Below are 20,609 nucleotides of genomic sequence, written 5' to 3'. Positions count from 1 at the left end.
CGGGGCACGCAGCCCAAACTCGCTGCGCTCAGACATGGGCTGCTCTTCGACCCCGCCGCCCTGCGATGCTCGGCTCGCTTTACGGCTCGATTCAAGTCAAAAGCTGAAAGCCAAAGCCAAAGCCAAAGCCAAAGCCAAAGCCGAAGCCAAAGCCGAAGCCAAAGCAACGCGGACCGGGCGCGTCAGCGAGTCTCCTGCGTTTCCGGCACGAGCTTCAGCGTATGCGCAGTCGCCTGCGGCAGAAACGGCGAAGCGCGCCCTTGCGCCCAGTCGTCGTGTCCGGCGCCCCAGTAGGGCGAAAGCGGATGCCCGCTCTGGCCGCCGGGCATGTGGGTGATACCGTCGGCCTCGTGCCCGGGGGCGACGACCATGCGCTGCGAGGCGCCGAATGACGGACCCTGTACGCGTGGCACGGTGCCGTCGCCGGGAAGCGCTTCGGCCGGCATGCACAGCGCACGTTTGCCGAGCAGCGGAATTGCCGCTGCGAGCGGATGGCAGATTGCAGCGGTGTTGCGTTCGCCCCAGTTACGTTCGGCGAGCGGGCCGTCGCCGGCCAGGCTGTCGCGGACCTCGCGGGCGGCGTCCTCGAACAGAGCCTGCCAGTCGTTTTCGACCGGCGTGCAGACGCCGCGCTGGGTGTCTGGCGTGCAGGCGAAACGGCGCGGCAGCAGATGCGCGGGGCGCTGCTCGACCAGCGGCCAGACGACGCCTTCGAAATTCGGCGGATCGGGTGCTTCGAACGCATCACCGAGCGCGACGCGCGCAGGCGCGGCGAGGCCGTCGGCGAGGCGCGCGTGGATCGCCAGCCGCCATGCGCGGACCAGGCGGTAACCGGCCGAGTCGACGCTCGCATGACCGCTCCACTCGCGCGAGGCATCGGCCAGGGCACGTACCGCGCTGTCATCGCTCGCTGCGTTCGCGACTGCATCCAGCAACGCGTGCCAGCGCGACAGCAACAGGGCGCGATCGTCGAGCTGGATCGCGAGTAGATCGGCCTCCGTGAACTGCGTGCGCGCTTCGAGACCTTCGCGGATCTGCCAGGCGCGGATGCCGAGCGTAGCGCCGCCGTCGCCGATACGTGCGAAATCTTCGCCATCGACGACGCGGCTGTTCGCGGTCCACAGACGGTCGGTGTCGGGCGAGCGCAGTAGCGGCGAGACACCGGTCGCGATGGGCCAGGGTGCGCAGCGGTTGCTGTCCGTCGCTGCGCCCGCCGTCAGTGGCACCGAAACCGTATGGCCGTCGCAGCCGGCGCCGCGCACGGGAATCGGACCGAGCAGGCGCCAGGCGATGCGGCCGGCGCGATCGCCGATCACGAGATTCTGCGTCGGCGTGGCGGTGCGGTCGGCGATGGCCAGCGCATCATCGAGATCGCGCGCGTGGGCGAAGTCGGCGAGGCCGAAATTCAATGCGCCAGGCTGGTGGGCGGTCCAGCGCAGGGCGAGTGCGCTGCCGTCGTCGTCGCGGTGGACGAGCGGGCCCCAGTCGCTGTCTTCCACGATCAGCGTGACCGGTGCGCCGCCGGCGACGTCGATGCGCTCCTCATGGCGCACGACCGGCGTGCAACCCGCAGGCGCGCCGTCGGCACAGGGCACGAGGCGCTGCCAGTCGAGGTAATCGCCGTAGCTGTTGGTGAAGCCCCAGGCGACGTGCGTGTTGCTGCCGACGATCACCGCCGGCAGGCCGGGCAGTGTGAAGCCGGTGACGTCGACCTGGCCGCCCGGTGCGCGCGGGTCGGGATAGCGCAGGCGCGCGCGGAACCATATGCTGGGTGCGCGCAGGCCTAGATGCATGTCGTCGGCGACGAGGGCGCGGCCGTCGGCCGTCAAGGCGCCGGAGACGGCGAAGTTGTTGCTGCCCCGCGAAAGATCCGCCGCCGCAGGCGGCGCACCAACGCCTCTCTCCCGCGCCGTGGGAGAGAGGGGGACCACCTGCGGAGCAGGTGGTGGAGTGAGGGCAACCTTCCAAGCCACCGGCGGCCCACCTTGGCCTCTCTCCCGTGCCGCGGGAGAGAGGGGGACCGTTTGTGAAACAAACGGTGGAGTGAGGGCCAGCGGAGATATTCCGTATGAAGCTGCGTCTCGTGCGGCACCCGTGGACGCAAACGGCGAACGTTCCCGAAGACCGCCATCAACCTCCACGACGTCAAGTCGCCGCAGATCCACAACCTCCGCCCCCGGCAACACCGCATCGCCACGCGCCTCCCCGAACAGCGGCGCATCCCAACGGCTGCCGTCATGCGCGAACAGATCGAACAGTGCCGGCGGCAGAGCCGGCTGCAAGCGGTGCATCGCCAGCTCGCGCGCATTGGTCGCGTCCTGCAGATCGAAATACATCGCGAAGCCGGTCAGTGCGGAATCCGCCGGCGTCCACGGTTGCGGCGTCTGCTGCAGCAGAAGGTAGGCCCAGGGTCGCGCGCGCAACGACGCGAGGCCGGCATTGGCACCGTCGGCATAGGCCTGCAGCTGCGGCATGCGATCGCCGGCGACCGCAGCCAGATCGGCCTCCACCCGCGCGCGCATGCGGTGCACGCGGTTGCGGCGGTCGGTCTCGAGCGCGCGCTCGCCGAACAACGCCGAGAGTTCGCCCGACGGCACGCGCCGCATCAGGTCCATCTCGAAATAGCGTTCCTGCGCGTGCACGAACCCGAGTGCGCGCATCGCGTCGGTCTCGTTGGCGGCGGTGATCGTGACCACGCCCGCGGCATCGCGTTCGATGGTCGCGGGCGCGCCGAGGCCGGCCAGCGACTGGTCGCCGTCGAGCGCCGGCAGGCTCGCGCGCAACGACAGCCAGACGAAGAGACCGGCCGCGACCAGCAGCACGACGAGTGCGAGCAGCGCTCGCAGGATCCATTTGCGCATGCACGATTCCCCGGCCGCTGCAGATGCGGCGCGGTCCGATTATTCCACGGGCATGTTGCGGGTCGGCGCGCAGGCCGGCCAAGCGCCTCAGTTGCGTGCGTGCTCGGCCAGTCCCGAGACCACACCCAGCGAGGGATCGCCGCGCACGATGCGCGCATCCGGGAAGCGCGCCTGCGCAGCCGCCTGCACGTAGGGCGCGCCGGACATGCCGCCGGTCAGGAACAGGCTGTCGGGCGGCGTATCGAGATCGCCGCCCACCTCGTCGAGCAGGGCGCCGATCGTGTCGAGGAACCGCGCGCTGGCGGCTTCCAGCGCAGCCCGCGTCGCATCGACGCGCAGGCCGGGTTCGATGTAGTCCAGCGCGTGACCGGCTTCGTCGTGCGCGCTCAGGCGCACCTTCATGCCCTCGACGCCGCGGTACAGGCGCGTGGTGCCGCCGTCGCGCTGCAGCGCCTGCAGGCGCGCGCCGAACGGGGTATCGACATGGCTGAAGTCGCGCTTGTGGAAATCGCGTTGCCGCGGCATGTCCTGCACCGTAGCTGCTTCGACGAAGTGGTGCACCGGGATGCGGCTGGCGCCCTTGCCGAACACCGGCATGACCTGGGCCATGCTCAGCGCGAGATCGACATCGGTGCCGCCGTTGGCGACGCCCCAGGCACGGTGCACGCGCGGCGCGCCATCGCCGCCGACTTCCGCCAGCGCGATGTCGGTGGTGCCGCCGCCGATGTCGACGACCAGCGTGGTGTGCCGCTGCGGACTTTCGGCGTGGTAGTGCAACGCGGCGGCCGCAGGTTCTTCGAGGAATTCGATCGCATCGAAGCCAGCCTGCGCCGCGGCGTCACGCAGCAGGGCCAGCGCCTGTTCGCCGCCTGCCTCGCCGAGCGAGCTGCGGAAACGCACAGGCCGGCCCAGCGTCGCTGCGCGCACGGTGGTGCCGAGCTGCTGGCTCGCGGTCAGGCGAATGTGCTCAAGGATGTGTGCGGCGATGCCGGTGATGGTCTCCTTGGCGCGTGGGTGCAGATTGAAGCCGAGCATCGACTTCGGCGACTGGACCAGATTGCCGCTGCCTTCGAGCAGATAGCTTTCGATCGCCGCTTCGCCGAACACCGCGTGCTGCAGATCTGCAGCCGAGGATTCCGCATCGCGCATGCGCGCCTCCAGCCATTGCCGGCGCACGATGCGGATCGCGTCGCGGCGCAGCAGCGCGGATGGACGTGGCGCAGCGCCGGCGCGGGCCTGGTCGCTGCGCAGGCCGCGCATCAGCGATTCCACCTCCGCTTCCATCGCTCCGTCCAGCTCGAAGGCATCAAGATCGGGCAGGGTGGTCGGAAAGAACACCGCCGTGCGGAACTGTGGCTGTCCGTCGAACTGGATATGCACCAGCCGGTCGCCGATGCGCGCAGCGGCGGCCGAGTAGCTGGTACCGAAGTCGATGCCGATCTTCATTGGGGGGTGCGACAGGCGGAAGGCGCGCGAGTCTACGCTGATGCGCGTCACGCCGCTTGCAAGCACCCGAGCGTTCCGCGCGACACGGCCCGGACGCGCCTGAGAATGCGAAATGCATGCATTCCCATCCGATCATGCTTCACGGCGGCCCGGCATACTGCGCGCATTCCACGTGTTGCGAGCGCTGCCATGAAAGGACATCCCGAAGTCGTCGATTACCTGAAGTTCCTGCTCCGCGGTGAGCTGGCGGCGCGCGACCAGTACTTCCTGCATTCGCGCCGCTACGAGGATCTGGGCCTGCACCAGCTCTACGCGCGCATCAATCACGAGATGGAAGAGGAAACCCAGCACGCCGACGCGTTGCTCAAGCGCATCCTGTTTCTGGAAGGCACACCGGACATGCGCCCCGATGCGTTCGAGCCGGGTGTCACCGTCGAAGAGATGCTGCGCAAGGATCTCGACCTCGAATATCTGGTGCGCGACAACCTCGCCAAGGGCATCGTGCTGTGCGAACAGCACAGCGACTTCGTCACCCGCGAAGTGCTGGTGACCCAGCTCGCCGATACCGAGGAAGACCACACTTACTGGCTGGAGAAGCAGCTGCGCCTGATCCAGATGATCGGCCTGGAGCGCTACCAGCAGAGCCGGATGGGCGAGGCGGAAGGCACACACGCTGGCGTGGGGTGACAGAAGCGCGGCGTGTTCGCCGCGTTGTCGGGAGTCTGGAAACGCCTGCGCTTGTCGTGGGCGTTTCTGTTTTTATCGGGCGGAAGCCGCCGCTCGATTCGATTTGAATGACGCGCCTGCCCTCACCCCAACCCCTCTCCCAGGGGAGAGGGGCTAGAAGCTCGCGAGCTTTTGCTTTGAAGCCCCTCTCCCTCCGGGAGAGGGGTTGGGGTGAGGGCAGCGGTCGAAGAAATCTCGATCCGCGCGCCAACCCGAATCACCCCCGCCGCGCCATCCGATACACGACGGTCGATAACGCGGTCACCCCATCCGCAACGAACCCCGGCTCGTTCGCAAGAATGTCTCGCCGTTCGACCGCATCGATCCGCCAGTCGCGATCGAGCAACGCATGCACTTCGTCCGCTGGCACCGAAAACGGCGGCCCGGATTTCTCCGCCTGCGGATACTCCAGCGTGACCAGCAGCCCGCGGCATCCCGCTGGCAGGCGTCGCCACGCAGTAGCCGCGTACGTGCGACGTAGGTCCGGCGGTAGGGCAATCAGCGCCGCGCGGTCGTACACGGCGGCGCAATCCGCGAGCACATCCGCTTCCAGCGCGAACGCATCGCCGACGATCAGCTCGTACGCACCGGCGACGAAATGCGCACCGGCAGCCGTCTCATGGATCGCCGGCACCAGCCCGCGTGTCTCGAAGAACTGGCGCACGGCCAATTCCGACAGTTCGACGCCGAGGACGCGATGGCCGCGTTCGGCCAGCCACACCATGTCCAGCGATTTGCCGCACAGCGGCACGAACACGCGGGCATCCGGTGCAAGGTCGAGCGCCGGCCAATGCGCCACCAGCAGCGGTAGCGGCGCATCGCGGTGGAAGCCGATGCGGTTGCTCGACCAGCGTTCGTGCCAGAACTCGGGTTGCATCGGCCACCTGATGTAGGAGCGCGCTTGCGCGCGATGGGGTGTCCCTGGAACGCGTCATCGCGCGCGAGCGCGCTCTACGGTTTCATGATGCTTCCGGACCGGGCACGCGACGGATCGCCGCGTACCCGTGCCGGCATCATTCGACGTCGAGCCCTTCGACCTTCTGCCAGCCGCGCGGCAGCAGACCGCCACGCGATGCGCGCGCGCCGATGTAGGCGTCGAGTTCCTTGAACGACAGCGTCATCGTGCGCGCACCCGAACGCACCAGCAGCGAAGTGCCCGGCGCGACAACGGCCACGGCGACCACCTGTTCGGTGCCACGCTTGGCCTTCGGAATCTCGATGATCTTGTTGCCTTTGCCCTTGTCGAGTTCCGGCAGCTCGGCGACCGGGAACGCCAGCAGATGGCCGGCGCTGGTCACCACCACCAGACGGTCGGCATCGACGGCGCGCACGGCGGCGGGCTGCAGCACGGTCGAACCCGGCGACAGCGACAGCATCGCCTTGCCCGCCTTCTGCCGGCCGGTGAGGTTCTCGAAGCGGGTCACGAAGCCGTAGCCGTGCGAAGACGCGACGACGAAGCGCGCGTCCGATTCACCGGCGACCACGGCCTGGAACGACGCACCCGCGGCAGGCGAGAAGCGGCCGGTCAGCGGTTCGCCGTTGCCGCGCGCCGAGGGCAGCGAATGCGCGATGGTGGAATAGCTGCGGCCGGTCGAATCGAGGAACGCGACCTGTTGCGTGGTGCGCCCGCGTGCGAACGCGAGCAGGCTATCGCCGTCGCGGTAGTTCATGCCGGCCGGGTCCACGTCGTGGCCCTTGGCCGCGCGCACCCAGCCCTTCTCGCTGACGACGATGGTCACCGGTTCGCTCGGCACCAGATCGCTTTCGTCGAGCGCCTGCGCGGCGCCGCGTGCGACCAGCGGCGAGCGACGCGCATCGCCGTACTTCTTCGCATCGGCCTGCAGCTCGTCCTTGATCAGCTTCTTCAGCTTGGTCTTGCTCTCGAGCGTGGTGATCAGGCGATCGCGCTCGCTTTCCAGCTCGGCCTGTTCGCCGCGGATCTTCATCTCTTCGAGGCGCGCGAGCTGGCGCAGGCGCGTCTCCAGAATGTAGTCGACCTGCTCGTCGCTGAGTTCGAACCGCGTCTGCAGCACGGCGCGCGGCTCGTCCTCGGTGCGGATGATGTGGATCACCTCGTCGAGATTGAGGAACGCGACCAGCAGACCATCGAGCAGATGCAGGCGACGCTCGACCTTCTCCAGGCGATGGGTCAGGCGACGGGTCACGGTGTTGGTGCGGAACTGCAGCCATTCCGACAGCAGCATCTTCAGGTTCTTGACCTGCGGGCGGCCGTCGAGCCCGATGACATTGAGATTGATGCGGAAGCTCTTTTCCAGATCGGTCGTCGCGAACAGGTGGCCCATCAACTGCTCGGCATCCACGCGGTTCGAGCGCGGCATCAGCACCACGCGCACCGGATTGGCATGGTCGGACTCGTCGCGGATGTCTTCCAGCCACGGCAGCTTCTTGGCGCGCATCTGCGCGGCGATCTGCTCGATCACCTTGCTCGGGCTGACCTGGTGCGGCAGCGCGGTGATGACGATGTTGGTGTTCTCTTTCTGGAACGTCGCGCGTGCGCGCACGCTGCCGTGGCCGGTCTCGTACATGTGCAGCAGGTCGGCAACCGGCGTGATGATCTCGGCGCTGGTCGGATAGTCCGGGCCGCGCACGTGTTCGCACAGATCGCGCACCGTCGCGTCGGGATCGTCGAGCAGGCGCAGGCAGGCGCTGACGATTTCGTTGACGTTGTGCGGCGGCACGTCGGTGGCCATGCCGACCGCGATGCCGGTGGTGCCGTTGAGCAGCAGGTGCGGCAGGCGCGCCGGCAGCCAGGAGGGCTCCTGCATCGTGCCGTCGAAATTATCGGTCCAGTCGACGGTGCCGTGGCCGAGCTCGCTCAGCAGCATCTCCGCGATCGGCGTCATCTTCGATTCGGTGTAACGCATCGCCGCGAAGGATTTCGGATCGTCGCTGGAGCCGAAGTTGCCCTGTCCGTCGATCAGCGGGTACCGGTAGGAGAACGGCTGCGCCATCAGCACCAGCGCCTCGTAGCACGCGCTGTCGCCATGCGGATGGTACTTGCCGATCACGTCGCCGACGGTGCGCGCGGACTTCTTCGGCTTCGCCGCCGCGCCCAGGCCCAGCTCGCTCATCGCGTAGATGATGCGGCGCTGCACCGGCTTGAGGCCATCGCCGATGAACGGCAGCGCGCGGTCGAGCACCACGTACATCGAATAGTCGAGGTAGGCGCGCTCGGCGAATTCGCGCAGCGGCAGCTGCTCGAAGCCATGGAAGGGGGTGCGGACGGACTCGGTCATCGGGACAGCATCTACGGCGGAACCGGGATTTTAGCGGTTGGGGGTCGCAGGTGTTGCGTCGGCAAGGTCGACAGGCGTCGCAATGTCGTTCCAGCGGCACACGGCCAGCCGGATATCCGGCGGCGCGCGTATCATCGGGCCGGTATGGAGACGAAGCCGAGGCTACCCAGTTCCGCCGAACCCACCGGTTCGGCCCGCCACGCGGCGGCCGGCAGCCCGAAGCGCGCGCAGCACGGCGGCTGCGAGGGCTGTCTGGCGCGGCCGCTGGCGATCTGCGCATCGATTCCCGCAGCAGAGACGCACGCGCTCGAAGCGGTCGCCGGTGAAGTGCTGTTGCCCGTCGGCGCGACGCTGGCCAGCCAGGGCGATCCGCGACGCGAGGTCTACACCGTCACCCGCGGGATGCTGCGCCGCGTGCGTTTGTTGCCCGACGGCCGACGTCTGGTCGCGGGCTTTCTGATGGTGGGCGATTTCATCGGCTTCAGCGGCGCGCCGCAGTACCGGCATACGTTGGAAGCCGTGACCGACTGCGTGCTGTGCGCGTTTCCGCTGCAGTCAATGCGCAGCCTGTGCCAGCGCTATCCCGATCTCGAATCCGGCATGCTGGCTCAGGCCTGCAGCGAACTCGACGCCACCCGCGGCAGCCTGATGATGCTGGCACGGCTGGGGCCGGGCGAACGGCTTGCCGGATTTCTCGTCGAACTGGGCGAGCGCCAGCAGCAACGCGGCGGGGCTGCCCACCACGTCGATCTGCCGATGACCCGCGCCGATATTGCTGACCATCTGGGTCTGACGATCGAGACGGTCAGTCGCAGTTTCACCAAGCTGCGGCAGAGCGGGGCGATTGCGTTCGAGGATCCACGGCGGATCGATCTGGTGGATGTGGCGGCGTTGCGGGGTGCGGCGGGGCTGTAGCAGGTGCAGACGCAGTTCTGCTCGATCTGAGCACCTCTCCCTCCGGGAGAGAGCCTGCCCCGGACTTGATCCGGGGTTGACATGCGAAGCGTGTCGGGTGAGGGCGAAGGTCTCGCGGACCGCCTCGAAACGCGCCCTCACCCCAACCCCTCTCCCTGAGGGAGAGGGGCTCCAGAAGCGAAGCGCCTAACCTGGCGCCGCTGTCCGGCACGAGAGCTGGAGAGCCGCCGATGGTTGCGCGGCCATCCGCCTCCCTGTGGCATGCGCCACGCCCCCGACTCCGCATTGATCCAGATCAATGCCCGCCGGCCGGGCGCGGCGCAACCTGCGCGCATAACCCGCTCCGGCTGCCTCCCATGATCGACATGACCGTCGTCGAACTGTCCCGCCTGCAGTTCGCGCTCACCGCGATGTACCACTTCCTGTTCGTCCCGCTGACCTTGGGACTGTCGTTCCTCATGGCGATCATGGAGAGCGTCTACGTCATGACCGGGCGCGATGTCTGGCGGCGGATGACGCTGTTCTGGGGCGTGCTGTTCGGTATCAACTTTGCGATGGGCGTGGCGACCGGCATCGTCATGGAATTCCAGTTCGGCATGAACTGGGCCTACTACAGCCACTACGTCGGCGACATCTTCGGCGCGCCGCTGGCGATCGAAGGGCTGATGGCGTTCTTCCTCGAGGCGACTTTCATCGGGTTGTTCTTCTTCGGCTGGAACCGCCTGTCGAAGCTGCAGCATCTGGCGATCACATGGCTGGTCGCGCTGGGCGCGAACTTCTCGGCGCTGTGGATCCTGGTCGCCAACGGCTGGATGCAGAACCCGGTCGGCGCGGTGTTCAATCCGGACACCATGCGCATGGAAATCACCGACTTCATGGCGGTGATCTTCAACCCGGTCGCCCAGGCCAAGTTCGTGCACACGGTGTCGGCCGGCTATGTGACCGGCGCGATCTTCGTGATGTCGGTCAGCGCGTTCTATCTGCTGCGTGGGAAGCACAAGGACATCGCCCGGCGCTCGATTGCGGTTGCCGCAAGCTTCGGTCTGGCGTCGGCGCTGAGCGTCGTGGTGCTCGGCGACGAGAGCGGCTACGCGGCCACCGAACACCAGAAGATGAAGCTCGCCGCGATCGAGGCGATGTGGCACACCGAGCCTGCGCCGGCCGGTTTCACCGTGGTCGGGCTGCCGGACCAGTCCGGCCAGTCCAACCGCTTCGAGATCAAGATTCCGTGGCTGATGGGCCTGATCGCGACGCGCTCGCTCGACGGCGAGATCCCCGGCATCCTCGAGCTGGTCGAGCGCGCCGAGCACCGCATCCGCGGCGGCCAGCTGGCCTATGCCGCGCTCGAGCGCCTGCGCGAGGACCGCACCGACACCGCCGCGCGCGCCGCGTTCGATGCGCACTGGAGCGACCTCGGCCATGCGCTGCTGCTCAAGCGCTATCGCGACGACATCCTCCACGCCACCGAGCAGGAGATTTCCCAGGCTGCGCTCGATACCGTGCCGCGTGTGGCGCCGCTGTTCTGGACGTTCCGGATCATGGCCGGCATCGGCTTCTACCTGATCGCGTTCTTTGCCTTTGCGTTCTGGGTGGTCACGCGCAACCGTATCGAGGAGAGCCGGCGTTTCCTGTGGATCGCGCTGTGGAGTCTGCCGCTGCCGTGGATCGCGATCGAGTGCGGCTGGTTCGTCGCCGAATACGGTCGTCAGCCCTGGGCGGTGGAAGGCGTGCTGCCGACGTTCTATGCCGCGTCGGGCATTGCGCTCAAGGACATCCTGATCTCGCTGGCGGGCTTCGTGATCATCTACACGGGCCTGGCGATCGTCGCCGCGAAGCTGATGCTCAAGGCCATCGAGAAGGGGCCTGATGTGCTGGCACCGCCGGCTGGCGACGACGCGCCGGCAGCGGTGGACGACGACGCGCCCGAGTCCGACGGTCGCGCGCTCGACGCGCTCGATCCCGCACCCGCCGCGCGCGCCTGACGCACCCACGTTTTTCGAGGATTTCCCATGGACTTCATTCCATTCGACTACGCCACGCTGCGCCTGATCTGGTGGCTGCTGCTGGGCGTGTTGCTGATCGGCTTCGCGGTGATGGACGGCTTCGACCTCGGTGTCGGCACATTGCTGCCGTTCGTCGCGAAGACCGATGCCGAGCGTCGCATCGTCGTCAACACCATCGGCCCCGTCTGGGAGGGCAACCAGGTGTGGTTGATCCTCGGCGGCGGCGCGATCTTCGCCGCGTTTCCGCCGCTGTATGCGGTGAGTTTCTCGGGCTTCTATCTGGCGATGTTCCTGATCCTGTTCGCGCTGATCCTGCGGCCGGTCGGCTTCAAGTTCCGCGGCAAGGTGGAAGATCCGCGCTGGCGTGAGACCTGGGACTGGGCGCTGTTCGTGGGCGGCGCGGTGCCGGCGCTGATCTTCGGCGTCGCGGTCGGCAACGTGCTGCTGGGCGCGCCGTTCCATTTCACCCCCGAACTGCGCGCGGTCTATACCGGCGGCTTTTTCGACCTGCTGACGCCGTTCGCGTTGCTGGCCGGCCTGGTCAGCGTGAGCCTGCTGGTCGCGCACGGTGCGGCGATGCTGGTGATGAAGACCGACGGCCCCATCGCGACGCGCGCGGCGCGTTACGGCAGCGTTGCAGGCGTGCTGGCCGCTGCGCTGTTCGTGGCCGCCGGCGTCTGGATCGCGACGGGTATCGCGGGCTTCCGCGTGGATTCCGTGGTCGACACCGCGCTCGCCTCGAACCCGCTGCACAAGACCGTCAGCACGGCGCCGGGTTTGTGGATGGACAACTACCGTCACATGCCGTGGACGATGGCCGCGCCGCTGCTGGGCGTGCTGGGCGCGCTTGCGTCGGCAGTCTTGCTGCGGCTGCGCCGCGGTGGTCTCGCGTTTGTCGCCTCGGGCGTCTCGATCGCCAGCGTGATCCTGACGGTGGGCTTCGCGATCTTCCCGTTTCTGCTGCCTTCGTCGAGCGTCCCGGGCGCCGGGCTCACGCTGTGGGACGCGTCGAGCAGCCGGCTGACGCTGTGGATCATGCTGCTGGCGACCATCGTGTTCCTGCCGCTGGTGCTGCTCTACACCACGTGGGTCTACCGAGTGCTGCGCGGCAAGGTCACTGACGCCAGCATCGCCGACACCCCCAACGCGTACTGAGCGCGCACTCCTAGGAGCAACACCATGTGGTATTTCGCCTGGATTCTCGGCATCGGTCTCGCGGCGACGTTCGCGATCCTCAACGGCATGTGGTTCGAAGTGCGCGAGCAGCGCCGGGATGCGGCGCACGGGGACTGATCCCGCAGCGCCGCGCGGGCGGGCGGCGTGGCTACGGACGCATCGACATCACGCGGGTGCGTGCACGGGCTGCGCACACTGTGGCCATGACCCCAGGAGCCATGACCATGTCCGACAAGCACACCCCCGACACCACGCGCGGCCCGCTGGAACAGGCGCGCACGCCCGATGGTCCGAAAGCGCCGGGCGAATCGTCCGAGAAGCGCGATCAGGACCAGCGCAACGATCCGGAATCGATGCCGGGCGCGCTCGAAGGCAATCCGACGCGGCAGAGTGGCGAAGGCACGCCCGGCAACCCGGGTCATCGCAACCGCGATTAGCGGGTGCCGGTTGCCTATGCGTCGGCGAACAAGGCACGTTGTCGTGTCGGCAGACGAGGTCTGCATAGCACTCGCGCGCCCATGGGGCGGCACTTACTGTCAGCTGGACGCTGTTTTCAGCGGGCTGGTCCGCGCTGCGCATCGCGCGGCGCGACATCGCCTGCAGCATAGAGACAACTGCTTTCGACGGCGCACTGTATCGCCGGGCGATCTCGCAAAGCGACGGCCCGCAGGACGGGCCTAGAAAACTGCGGGCACAAAAAAACCCGCGATTGCGGGTTTGATGTTCACGGCTGGTAAGGCTGTGATGACCTTGGTGCCCGGGAGAGGACTCGAACCTCCACGGAGTTGCCCCCGCTAGCACCTGAAGCTAGTGCGTCTACCAATTCCGCCACCCGGGCAGGTCAGGCCGACAATTCTGGGGTGCGACCTGTCGGCTGTCAATGCGAGAACGGCGATTTTCCGCACCGTGGGCGTTGCGCGCGTTAAAACGGCTTGGTCAAGCCGAGCATGCCGATGCACAGGCCAATCAGGAACGTTACGGGGGCGGCAAAACGCAGCAGAGCGCGTGGCCTGGGCGAGGTTTCGACGGTCGCCAGTTGCAGTAGCGTGCGGCTCAGCCATGCGTGCAGGAACACCAGCGCGCACACCAGTGCGAGCTTGAGCCGCAGCCACGGCATCACCAGCCAGCCGGCCTGCAGCGCGATGGTCAGACCGGCGCCCAGCATGACCAGCAGCGCGGGCAAGGTGACCCAACGGTTCCAACTGCGCAGGCTCGCCAGCAGCGACCGGCCGGTGGGCGAGTCCAGCACATCATGAAGCGCGACCGCGATGCCACTGCCGACCATGCCTGTGAGCCACGTGGCCGCAGCCAGGATGTGGAGCATCTTGAGCGTCAGGTAATCCATGCAGTGCTCCGCAGGCGGCGACCCGTCGACAATGGCGCAAGGCAGTCGGAAAGCACATGCGCGATCGAACGGCGCGTTCGCGAGATCGCGGTGAGGTGGCCCGTGAAGGCGTCGGCCGGAAGCGCAGGCACAAAAAAACCCGCGATTGCGGGTTTGATGTTCACGGCTGGTAAGGCTGTGATGACCTTGGTGCCCGGGAGAGGACTCGAACCTCCACGGAGTTGCCCCCGCTAGCACCTGAAGCTAGTGCGTCTACCAATTCCGCCACCCGGGCAGGTCAGGGCGCGTATGTTGTCGATGCCCCCGGCGCTTGTCAACGGATTCGTGCACGCCGTTCTCCGGGCATCGACGCCGGCCTCGCGGGCGAGCCTGTACCATTCCCCCAATGGCTAAACCTCCAAGCAAGCGCGGCAGCAGCCGCGGTACGCCCGGACCCGAGACGCAGGGGGCCGGCAAGCGCGGCACCGCCGCTCCGGCCCGCCCGAAATCGCACAGCGACCGCAAGGACGCCCTGCCGCCGTGGATGCCCGATCCGGCCCTGCAGCGCGCGCTGCGTTCCGGCGGCTCCAAGCCCGGTGGACCGGCGCCGGCCGATCGCCGACCGGCGTCGCAGGATCGTCCGCCCGCTTCGCGCGGCGGCCGCTTCGAGGACCCGCATGCCAACCGTGAGGCGGCGCGCTACGCGAACCCCATCGCGAGTCGTGAGGCGATCCTGCAGGTGCTCGTCGATGCCGACGGCCCGATGACACCCGACGAGCTCGCGATCAAGCTCGCGCTCACCGAGCCCGACCGCGCCGATGCACTCGGCAAGCGCGTGGGCGCGATGCTGCGCGAAGGCCAGCTGCTGCAGAACCGCCGCGGCGGCCTCGTGCCGGCCAAGCGCATGGATCTGATTCCGGGCACGGTGATCGCCAACCCGGAGGGCTTCGGTTTCCTGCGCCCGGATTCGGGCGCGGGTGAGGACCTGTTCCTGCCGCCGGCCGAGATGCGCAAGGTCATGCACGGCGACCGGGTGCTGGCCAGCCTGACCAACGTCGATGCGCGCGGCCGTCGCGCCGGTGTCGTCGTCGAGGTGCTCGAGCGCCGCACGACGCGCTTGATGGGGCGTTTCTCGATCGAACACGGCATCAGCTACGTGGTGCCGGACGATAAGCGCATCCAGCGCAACATCCAGATTCCGGTGGACGCGCGCCAGGACGCGACGCACGGCCAGTTGGTGGTCTGCGAGATCACGGCGCCGGGCGATGCGCACCGTCCACCGATCGGCCGCGTGCTGACCGTGTTGGGCGATGTGCTCAAGCCGACGCTGGTGGTCGAGGCTGCCATCCACGGCCACAACCTGCCGCACGAGTTCTCGCAGGAAGTGCTCGACGAAGCCGCCGCGGTGCCGGTCGATGTCGAAGAGCGCATGGTCGGCGGTCGCGTCGACATCCGCGCGTTGCCGCTGGTGACGATCGATGGCGAGGACGCCAAGGATTTCGACGACGCCGTCTACTGCGAGCCCAACCGCGACGGATTCCGGCTCGTGGTCGCGATCGCCGACGTGTCGAACTACGTGCGTCCCGGCACGCCGCTCGACGACGAAGCCCAGCTGCGCGCGACCAGCGTGTATTTCCCGGGTTTCGTCGTACCGATGCTGCCCGAGACCCTGTCCAACGGCATCTGCTCACTGAAGCCCAAGGTCGACCGGATGTGCTTCGTCTGCGACATGCAGGTGATGCGCGACGGCACGGTGTCGGAGTCGAAGTTCTACGAAGCGGTGATGCATTCGCACGCGCGCCTGACCTACACCCAGGTGTGGAAGGCAGTCGGCGAACTCGACGAAGACACGCGCGCCGCGATCAAGCCGGTGCTGCCGCAGGTCGAGCGTCTGCACCAGCTCTACGCGGTGCTCGCCAAGGCGCGCGCCAAGCGTGGCGCGATCGAATTCGAATCCTCCGAAGTGCGCTTCGTGCTCGACAACACCGGCGAAGTCACCCAGGCCGGCATGCTCCAGCGCAACGACGCGCACAAGCTGATCGAGGAATGCATGATCGCGGCGAACGTGGAGGCCGCGCGCTTCCTGCTCGACGCCGGCATCTCCGCGCCGTACCGCGTGCACGACAAGCCGCCGGAGGCCAAGTACGCCGACCTGCTGGAATTCCTCAAGGAATTCTCGCTGCGCCTGCCGCCGTGGGCGAAGGTGCAGCCCAAGGATTTCACCCTGCTGCTGAAGAAGATCCGCGAGCGCCCGGATGCGACGCTGCTCGAATCGGTGCTGCTGCGCAGCCAGAGCCAGGCGGTCTACACGCCCGAGAACATCGGCCATTTCGGCCTGGCGCTGGCCTCGTATGCACATTTCACCTCGCCGATCCGCCGCTATCCCGACCTGCTGGTGCACCGCGCGATCAAGCACGTGCTGTCGGGCCAGCCGCTGGCGAAGTTCATGTACACGCCGCGCTTGATGGAAAGTCTGTCGCTGCAGTGTTCGGAGCGTTCGCGCCGCGCCGACGAGGCCGAGCGCGAAGTCGACGAGCGCTATCGCGCCGCGTGGATGGAGCAGCATGTCGGTGGCCAGTTCGACGGTGTGATCAGCGGCGTGACCAGCTTCGGCTTGTTCGTCGAACTGGACCAGTCGAAGGTCAACGGTCTGGTCCACGTGACCCAGCTGCCGAACGATTTCTACAGCTTCGATCCGATCCGGCGGATGCTCAACGGCCAGCGTGCCGGGCGCCAGTACCGCCTCGGCGACCGCGTGCGGATCATCGTGCTCAAGGCCAGTCTGGAAGACCGCAAGATCGACTTCCGTCTGGTCGATCCGGACTCGACAGTGCAGGGCGGTCCGAAGCCGCTGCCGCCCCGTGGCCAGCCAGCCAAGCGCGAGAAGAAGCCGTACTGAGCGGGCGGTTTCGCTAGAATGGCTTTCGACGGGGCCGGCGCGCAGGTGCCGGCCCCGTCGACGTTCCCAGTCTTCCGTCTTTCTTTCTTCGAATCTCCAGCACCATGACCAGCAAGCAGAACCAGTGGATCGTCGGCATCAATGCCGTCGCCGCGGCCGTCGAACACGACGCCGAGAACGTGCGCGAGGTGCTGCTGGAAGCGGGCGCGAAGAATCCGCGCATCGTCGAGATCGAATCGTCCGCGCGCCGCCGCGATATCGATGTGCGCCGGGTCAACCAGCAGGCGCTCGACGGTGTCGCCGGTGGCCTGCGGCATCAGGGCGCGGTCGCGCGCTACGCCGCGGCGAAGACCTGGGACGAGAACGAACTCGAAGGTCTGGTCGAGGCGGCCGAAGGCAAGGCGCTGCTGCTGGTGCTCGACGGCGTGCAGGACCCGCACAACCTGGGTGCCTGCCTGCGCAGCGCGGCCGCCGCCGGCGTGACGGCGGTGGTGATTCCCAAGGACAAGGCGGTGCAGGTCAATGCGACCGTGCGCAAGACCTCGGCCGGCGCCGCGGACAGCGTGCCGGTGGTACGCGTGACCAATCTGTCGCGCACGCTGCGCGACCTGCAGAAGCTGGGCGTGTGGATCTACGGTCTGGCCGGCGAGGCGACCGCGACGCTCTATGCAACCGACCTGCGCGGCAATGTCGCGCTGGTGCTGGGCGGCGAGGCTGACGGCCTGCGTCGTCTGACCCGTGAACACTGCGACGGCCTGGTGACGATTCCGATGCCGGGTGGCGACGCCCTGGGGGGCGTCGAGAGCCTCAATGTCTCGGTTGCCGCCGGCGTGACGCTGTTCGAAGCAGTGCGCCAGCGGATCACCGGCTAAACCAGCCGGGGAGGGGCGGGGCATGCGGCCCGTTGACACGATCGCAGGGCCGCGTGGCCCGGTCGCGCGTGCCCGCGATCTATGGCGGGCATTCGTCCTGCTGACCGTATGCATGTGCAGCGCCGCCGCAGCGGCTGATAGTCCAGCCCGTGCGGTGCCCGGTCCGCTGCACGATTACGCGGTGGACCACTGGACCTCGCGCGAGGGGCTGCCGCACAACTCGATCCGCGATCTGGCGCAGACCCCGGACGGCTATTTGTGGCTGGCGACCTGGGAAGGCCTGGTCCGCTACGACGGGCTGGAATTCGTGGTCTACGACCGCAGTACGCCCGCACCGGCGCTGCCCGACAACGGCGTCGGCTCGCTGTATGTCGATCCGGCGGGCGCACTGTGGCTCAGCGACTCGCGCGGCAATCTGGGCCGCCGCGATCCACAGGGCGTGTTCCGGTTCTGGACGTCGGCAGACGCGGGCTGGCCGCAGGTCCTGATCCACGCGATGGCGATGGATGCGCAGGGCAGCCTGTGGCTGTTGTTCGAGGGGCGCGGCCTGGGCTGCCTGCACCCCGATGGCCGGTTCGAGTTCTTCGAGGCGCCGGCCGGCGTGCCCTTGCCGTTGAGCTATCCGCACATGGCGATCGGCGACGACGGCCGCCTCTGGATCGGCGGGATGGGCGGGCTTGTGGTGCGCGACACCGACGGCACGCTGCGCGCGGCGTCATCTGTATGGGGCCTCGCCTCCGGTCTGGCCTGGCCTTATCGCGCGCCGGACGGCACGATCTGGCTCGTGGCCGGCGACAGCGTGCATCGCGTGGAGGGCACGCGCGCACCGCGGGTGCACCGGATTCCGGGGCAGGGCGATTTCACCGCGATGCTGCAGGACCGCCAGGGCGATCTATGGCTGGGCAGCGAGAGTCGCGGCCTGCTGCGCATTGGCGCACGCGGCATCGAAGCGCCGCCGGCCGATGCCGCGCGTCCTTCTGGGCGCATCGTGCAGTTGCTCGAGGATGCCGAGGGCAGCGTCTGGGCTGGCGCCAACGGTGGCCTGTTCCGCTTCCGCGAAACGCTGTTCACACGCTTGCTGGCCCGCGACGGCTTGAGTGGCGATTACGTCCGCGCATTGATCGAGGACGACGCGGGCCGGCTGTGGATCGGCGGTAGCGGCGGACTCGACCGGCAGGGCCTGGACGGGCGCTTGCAGCCGGTCGTGCTGCAGCCGGGCGTCGCGCCGTCGGTGCTCAGCCTCGCGCTCGGCGCGGATGGCGATCTGTGGGTCGGCGCTTACGGCGGGCGTGTGCTCCGGCTGCGCGACGGCCGGGTGGTGGCGCGTCTCGAGGGCTTCCCGGGGCACATCCGCGCGATCGAGACCGATGGCGACGGCGCGGTCTGGATCGCGACCCACAGCGGGCCGCAGCGGCTGGTCGACGGCCGCGTGTCGACGCCGCGTATCCCCGGTCTGCCGACCGGCCTCGTCACCTCACTGGCGTGGATCGACGACGCTTTGTGGATCGGGTCTGTCGAGGGCGCCAGCGTGCTGCAGGACGGGCGCGTGCGGCACGTCGCGCTGCCGCCCGTGGACGGCGCGCGCACCGTGTTCGCGTTCCGAGGTATCGGTGACGCCGTCTGGCTGGCTACGGACCGCGGGCTCTACCGCGAACGCGACGGCGTGCTCGCGCACGTGGGCCTGGACCAGGGAATGCCGGTCGACACCGTGTTCCAGATCGTGCCCGATCGACTGGGCAATGCCTGGATCACCAGCAACCGCGGCATGCTGCGCGCACGTATGGATGATCTCGACGCGGTGGCCAATGGCCGGCGTGGACGCATCGCGCTGGAGCGTTACGACGAGATCGACGGCATGTCGAACGCGCAGGGCAATGGCAGTTCGTCGCCGTCGGCGATCCTGCGTCGCGACGGCTCGGTGTGGATGGCGACTGCGCGCGGCGTCAGCGCGGTCGATCCCGAGCGCTGGCGGACCTTCAGTACCCGGCGTCCGCCGAAGCCGCGGATCGAATCGGTTCGCATCGACGGCGTCGCCTCGCCTTGGCGCGACGGCGACCGCTTGCCGGGCGGTACCCGCCTGTCGGTGTCCTATGTCGGCCTGAGCTTCCTGATGTCGGAGCGCATCCGCTTCCGCACCCGTCTCGACGGTCTGGACGCGGACTGGATCGAACGCGGACGCCAGCGCAGCGTCGATTTCGTCGGCCTGCCGCCGGGCGATTACGTGCTGCGGATCGCAGCTGCGCATCCCGACGGTGGCTGGAGCACCGACGAGGTTGAGTGGCGCTTCGCGGTCGCGCCGCTGTGGTGGCAGCGCCGCAGCGTGCAGGCGCTGGGCGGCGCCCTGGTCCTGCTGGCGTTGGCGCTGGCCTATCGCGGACGCATCCGTCGCTATCGCGCCGCGAACGACCGGCTGAGCCAGTTGGTGGACGATCGCACGCGCGCGCTGCAGCGCCAGACCGAACAGCTGATCGAGGCCGACAGCGAGAAGACCGAACTTCTGGGACGCCTGCGCACGCAGGCCGAGACGTTCGAACGCGAGGCCTACGAGGATGCACTGACCGCACTGCCCAACCGGCGCAGTTTCGACGCCGCGTTGTCACGCGAGTTCGCCCGTGCCCAACGTCGGCGTCAGCCGCTGTGCCTGATGGTGCTCGACGTCGACCGGTTCAAGGCGATCAACGACGTGCACAGTCACGCGGTGGGCGACGCGGTCCTGCGCCAAGTGGGCATGCTGCTGGCCGGCGCCTGTCGCGTGTCGGATATCGCGGCGCGGATCGGCGGCGAGGAGTTCGCGATGATCCTCGTCGACGCCAGTCGCGAGGACGCGCATGTCGTGTACACCCGACTGCGCGAGACCTTCGCCGGCAGGCACGATTGGGGCGGGGTGGACGGGTTGCACGTGACGATCAGTGCGGGGGCGGCGATGCTCGATCCGCTCGACACCGCGCCTGCTCAACTGATGCGCCGCGCGGACGTGGCCTTGTACCGCGCCAAGAGCGAAGGCCGCGACCGGCTCTGCGACGGTTGACGGGCGCGCAGGCGTTCACTGCGGCGCCTTTACCATCAGGCGCAGATACGGTGGCGGGGACGACCCCGCCGTTCGCACCGCAAGCGGGGACGGCCCCATCTT

14 protein-coding genes and 2 tRNA genes are annotated in these 20,609 nt (G+C 68.1%); 9 read left to right on the top strand and 7 right to left on the bottom strand.

Annotation, left to right across the window (positions count from 1 at the left end; all coding sequences use genetic code 11):
• Positions 1–182 precede the first annotated feature (182 nt).
• Both J2X52_RS14075 and J2X52_RS14070 read right to left on the bottom strand, forming a co-directional pair.
• Complete coding sequence (locus J2X52_RS14075) at positions 183–2,861, bottom strand: penicillin acylase family protein (protein ID WP_310154570.1); 2,679 nt, start codon at positions 2,859–2,861, stop codon at positions 183–185.
• Between the two features lie 87 nt (positions 2,862–2,948).
• On the bottom strand, positions 2,949–4,307 hold the full coding sequence (locus tag J2X52_RS14070; protein WP_310154565.1) for an Hsp70 family protein: 1,359 nt from the start codon (positions 4,305–4,307) through the stop codon (positions 2,949–2,951).
• A gap of 189 nt (positions 4,308–4,496) precedes the next feature.
• Between J2X52_RS14070 and bfr the strand changes: the two genes are divergently transcribed.
• Positions 4,497–4,994: a bacterioferritin gene (bfr, locus tag J2X52_RS14065; RefSeq protein WP_310154562.1), complete on the top strand. Its 498-nt coding sequence runs from the start codon at positions 4,497–4,499 to the stop codon at positions 4,992–4,994.
• A gap of 256 nt (positions 4,995–5,250) precedes the next feature.
• Here the strand turns inward: bfr and J2X52_RS14060 are convergent, their stop codons facing one another.
• Positions 5,251–5,910, bottom strand: a complete 660-nt coding sequence (locus J2X52_RS14060) for a thiopurine S-methyltransferase (protein WP_310154560.1) — start codon at positions 5,908–5,910, stop codon at positions 5,251–5,253.
• Between the two features lie 136 nt (positions 5,911–6,046).
• Positions 6,047–8,290: a DNA topoisomerase IV subunit A gene (gene parC, locus J2X52_RS14055; protein WP_310154555.1), complete on the bottom strand. Its 2,244-nt coding sequence runs from the start codon at positions 8,288–8,290 to the stop codon at positions 6,047–6,049.
• A gap of 144 nt (positions 8,291–8,434) precedes the next feature.
• Here parC and J2X52_RS14050 point away from each other — a divergent pair, with 144 nt between their 5' ends.
• From J2X52_RS14050 to J2X52_RS14030, 5 genes are all read left to right on the top strand, one after another.
• Entirely contained in the window at positions 8,435–9,205 is a 771-nt protein-coding gene (locus J2X52_RS14050) for a helix-turn-helix domain-containing protein (RefSeq protein WP_310154553.1), read from the top strand.
• Positions 9,206–9,561: 356 nt separating this feature from the next.
• Positions 9,562–11,187: a cytochrome ubiquinol oxidase subunit I gene (locus J2X52_RS14045; RefSeq protein WP_310154549.1), complete on the top strand. Its 1,626-nt coding sequence runs from the start codon at positions 9,562–9,564 to the stop codon at positions 11,185–11,187.
• 27 nt (positions 11,188–11,214) lie between these two features.
• On the top strand, positions 11,215–12,363 hold the full coding sequence (gene cydB / locus J2X52_RS14040; RefSeq protein WP_310154546.1) for a cytochrome d ubiquinol oxidase subunit II: 1,149 nt from the start codon (positions 11,215–11,217) through the stop codon (positions 12,361–12,363).
• A gap of 24 nt (positions 12,364–12,387) precedes the next feature.
• Entirely contained in the window at positions 12,388–12,501 is a 114-nt protein-coding gene (gene cydX, locus J2X52_RS14035; protein ID WP_310154541.1) for a cytochrome bd-I oxidase subunit CydX, read from the top strand.
• Positions 12,502–12,608: 107 nt separating this feature from the next.
• Positions 12,609–12,821 carry a hypothetical protein gene (locus J2X52_RS14030; RefSeq protein ID WP_310154539.1) on the top strand — a complete coding sequence of 71 codons (213 nt, stop codon included), beginning with the start codon at positions 12,609–12,611 and terminating at the stop codon, positions 12,819–12,821.
• 314 nt (positions 12,822–13,135) lie between these two features.
• On the opposite strand, the gene J2X52_RS14025 is transcribed toward J2X52_RS14030, so the two are convergent.
• The 3 genes from J2X52_RS14025 to J2X52_RS14015 form a co-directional block, all read right to left on the bottom strand.
• Positions 13,136–13,222 (bottom strand) — tRNA-Leu (locus J2X52_RS14025).
• Positions 13,223–13,306: 84 nt separating this feature from the next.
• Complete coding sequence (locus tag J2X52_RS14020) at positions 13,307–13,729, bottom strand: CopD family protein (RefSeq protein WP_310154536.1); 423 nt, start codon at positions 13,727–13,729, stop codon at positions 13,307–13,309.
• Positions 13,730–13,916: 187 nt separating this feature from the next.
• A tRNA-Leu gene (locus J2X52_RS14015) sits at positions 13,917–14,003 on the bottom strand.
• Positions 14,004–14,114: 111 nt separating this feature from the next.
• On the opposite strand from J2X52_RS14015, the gene rnr reads away from it, so the two are divergent.
• The 3 genes from rnr to J2X52_RS14000 all read left to right on the top strand — a co-directional run bounded on the left by rnr (position 14,115) and on the right by J2X52_RS14000 (position 20,507).
• Positions 14,115–16,607, top strand: coding sequence for a ribonuclease R (gene rnr, locus J2X52_RS14010; RefSeq protein WP_310154530.1), 2,493 nt, complete (start codon positions 14,115–14,117; stop codon positions 16,605–16,607).
• Between the two features lie 104 nt (positions 16,608–16,711).
• Entirely contained in the window at positions 16,712–17,479 is a 768-nt protein-coding gene (rlmB, locus tag J2X52_RS14005; protein WP_310154528.1) for a 23S rRNA (guanosine(2251)-2'-O)-methyltransferase RlmB, read from the top strand.
• Between the two features lie 22 nt (positions 17,480–17,501).
• Positions 17,502–20,507 (top strand): diguanylate cyclase, encoded by a 3,006-nt coding sequence (locus J2X52_RS14000; RefSeq protein ID WP_310154524.1) that lies wholly within the window; start codon positions 17,502–17,504, stop codon positions 20,505–20,507.
• The last annotated feature ends 102 nt before the right edge of the window (positions 20,508–20,609 follow it).

This window comes from Luteimonas sp. 3794, from assembly GCF_031456825.1.
Classification (GTDB): Bacteria; Pseudomonadota; Gammaproteobacteria; order Xanthomonadales; family Xanthomonadaceae; genus Luteimonas.
Note: the sequence above shows the minus strand (reverse complement) of the source record. Positions and strands in the feature narration are given on the sequence as shown.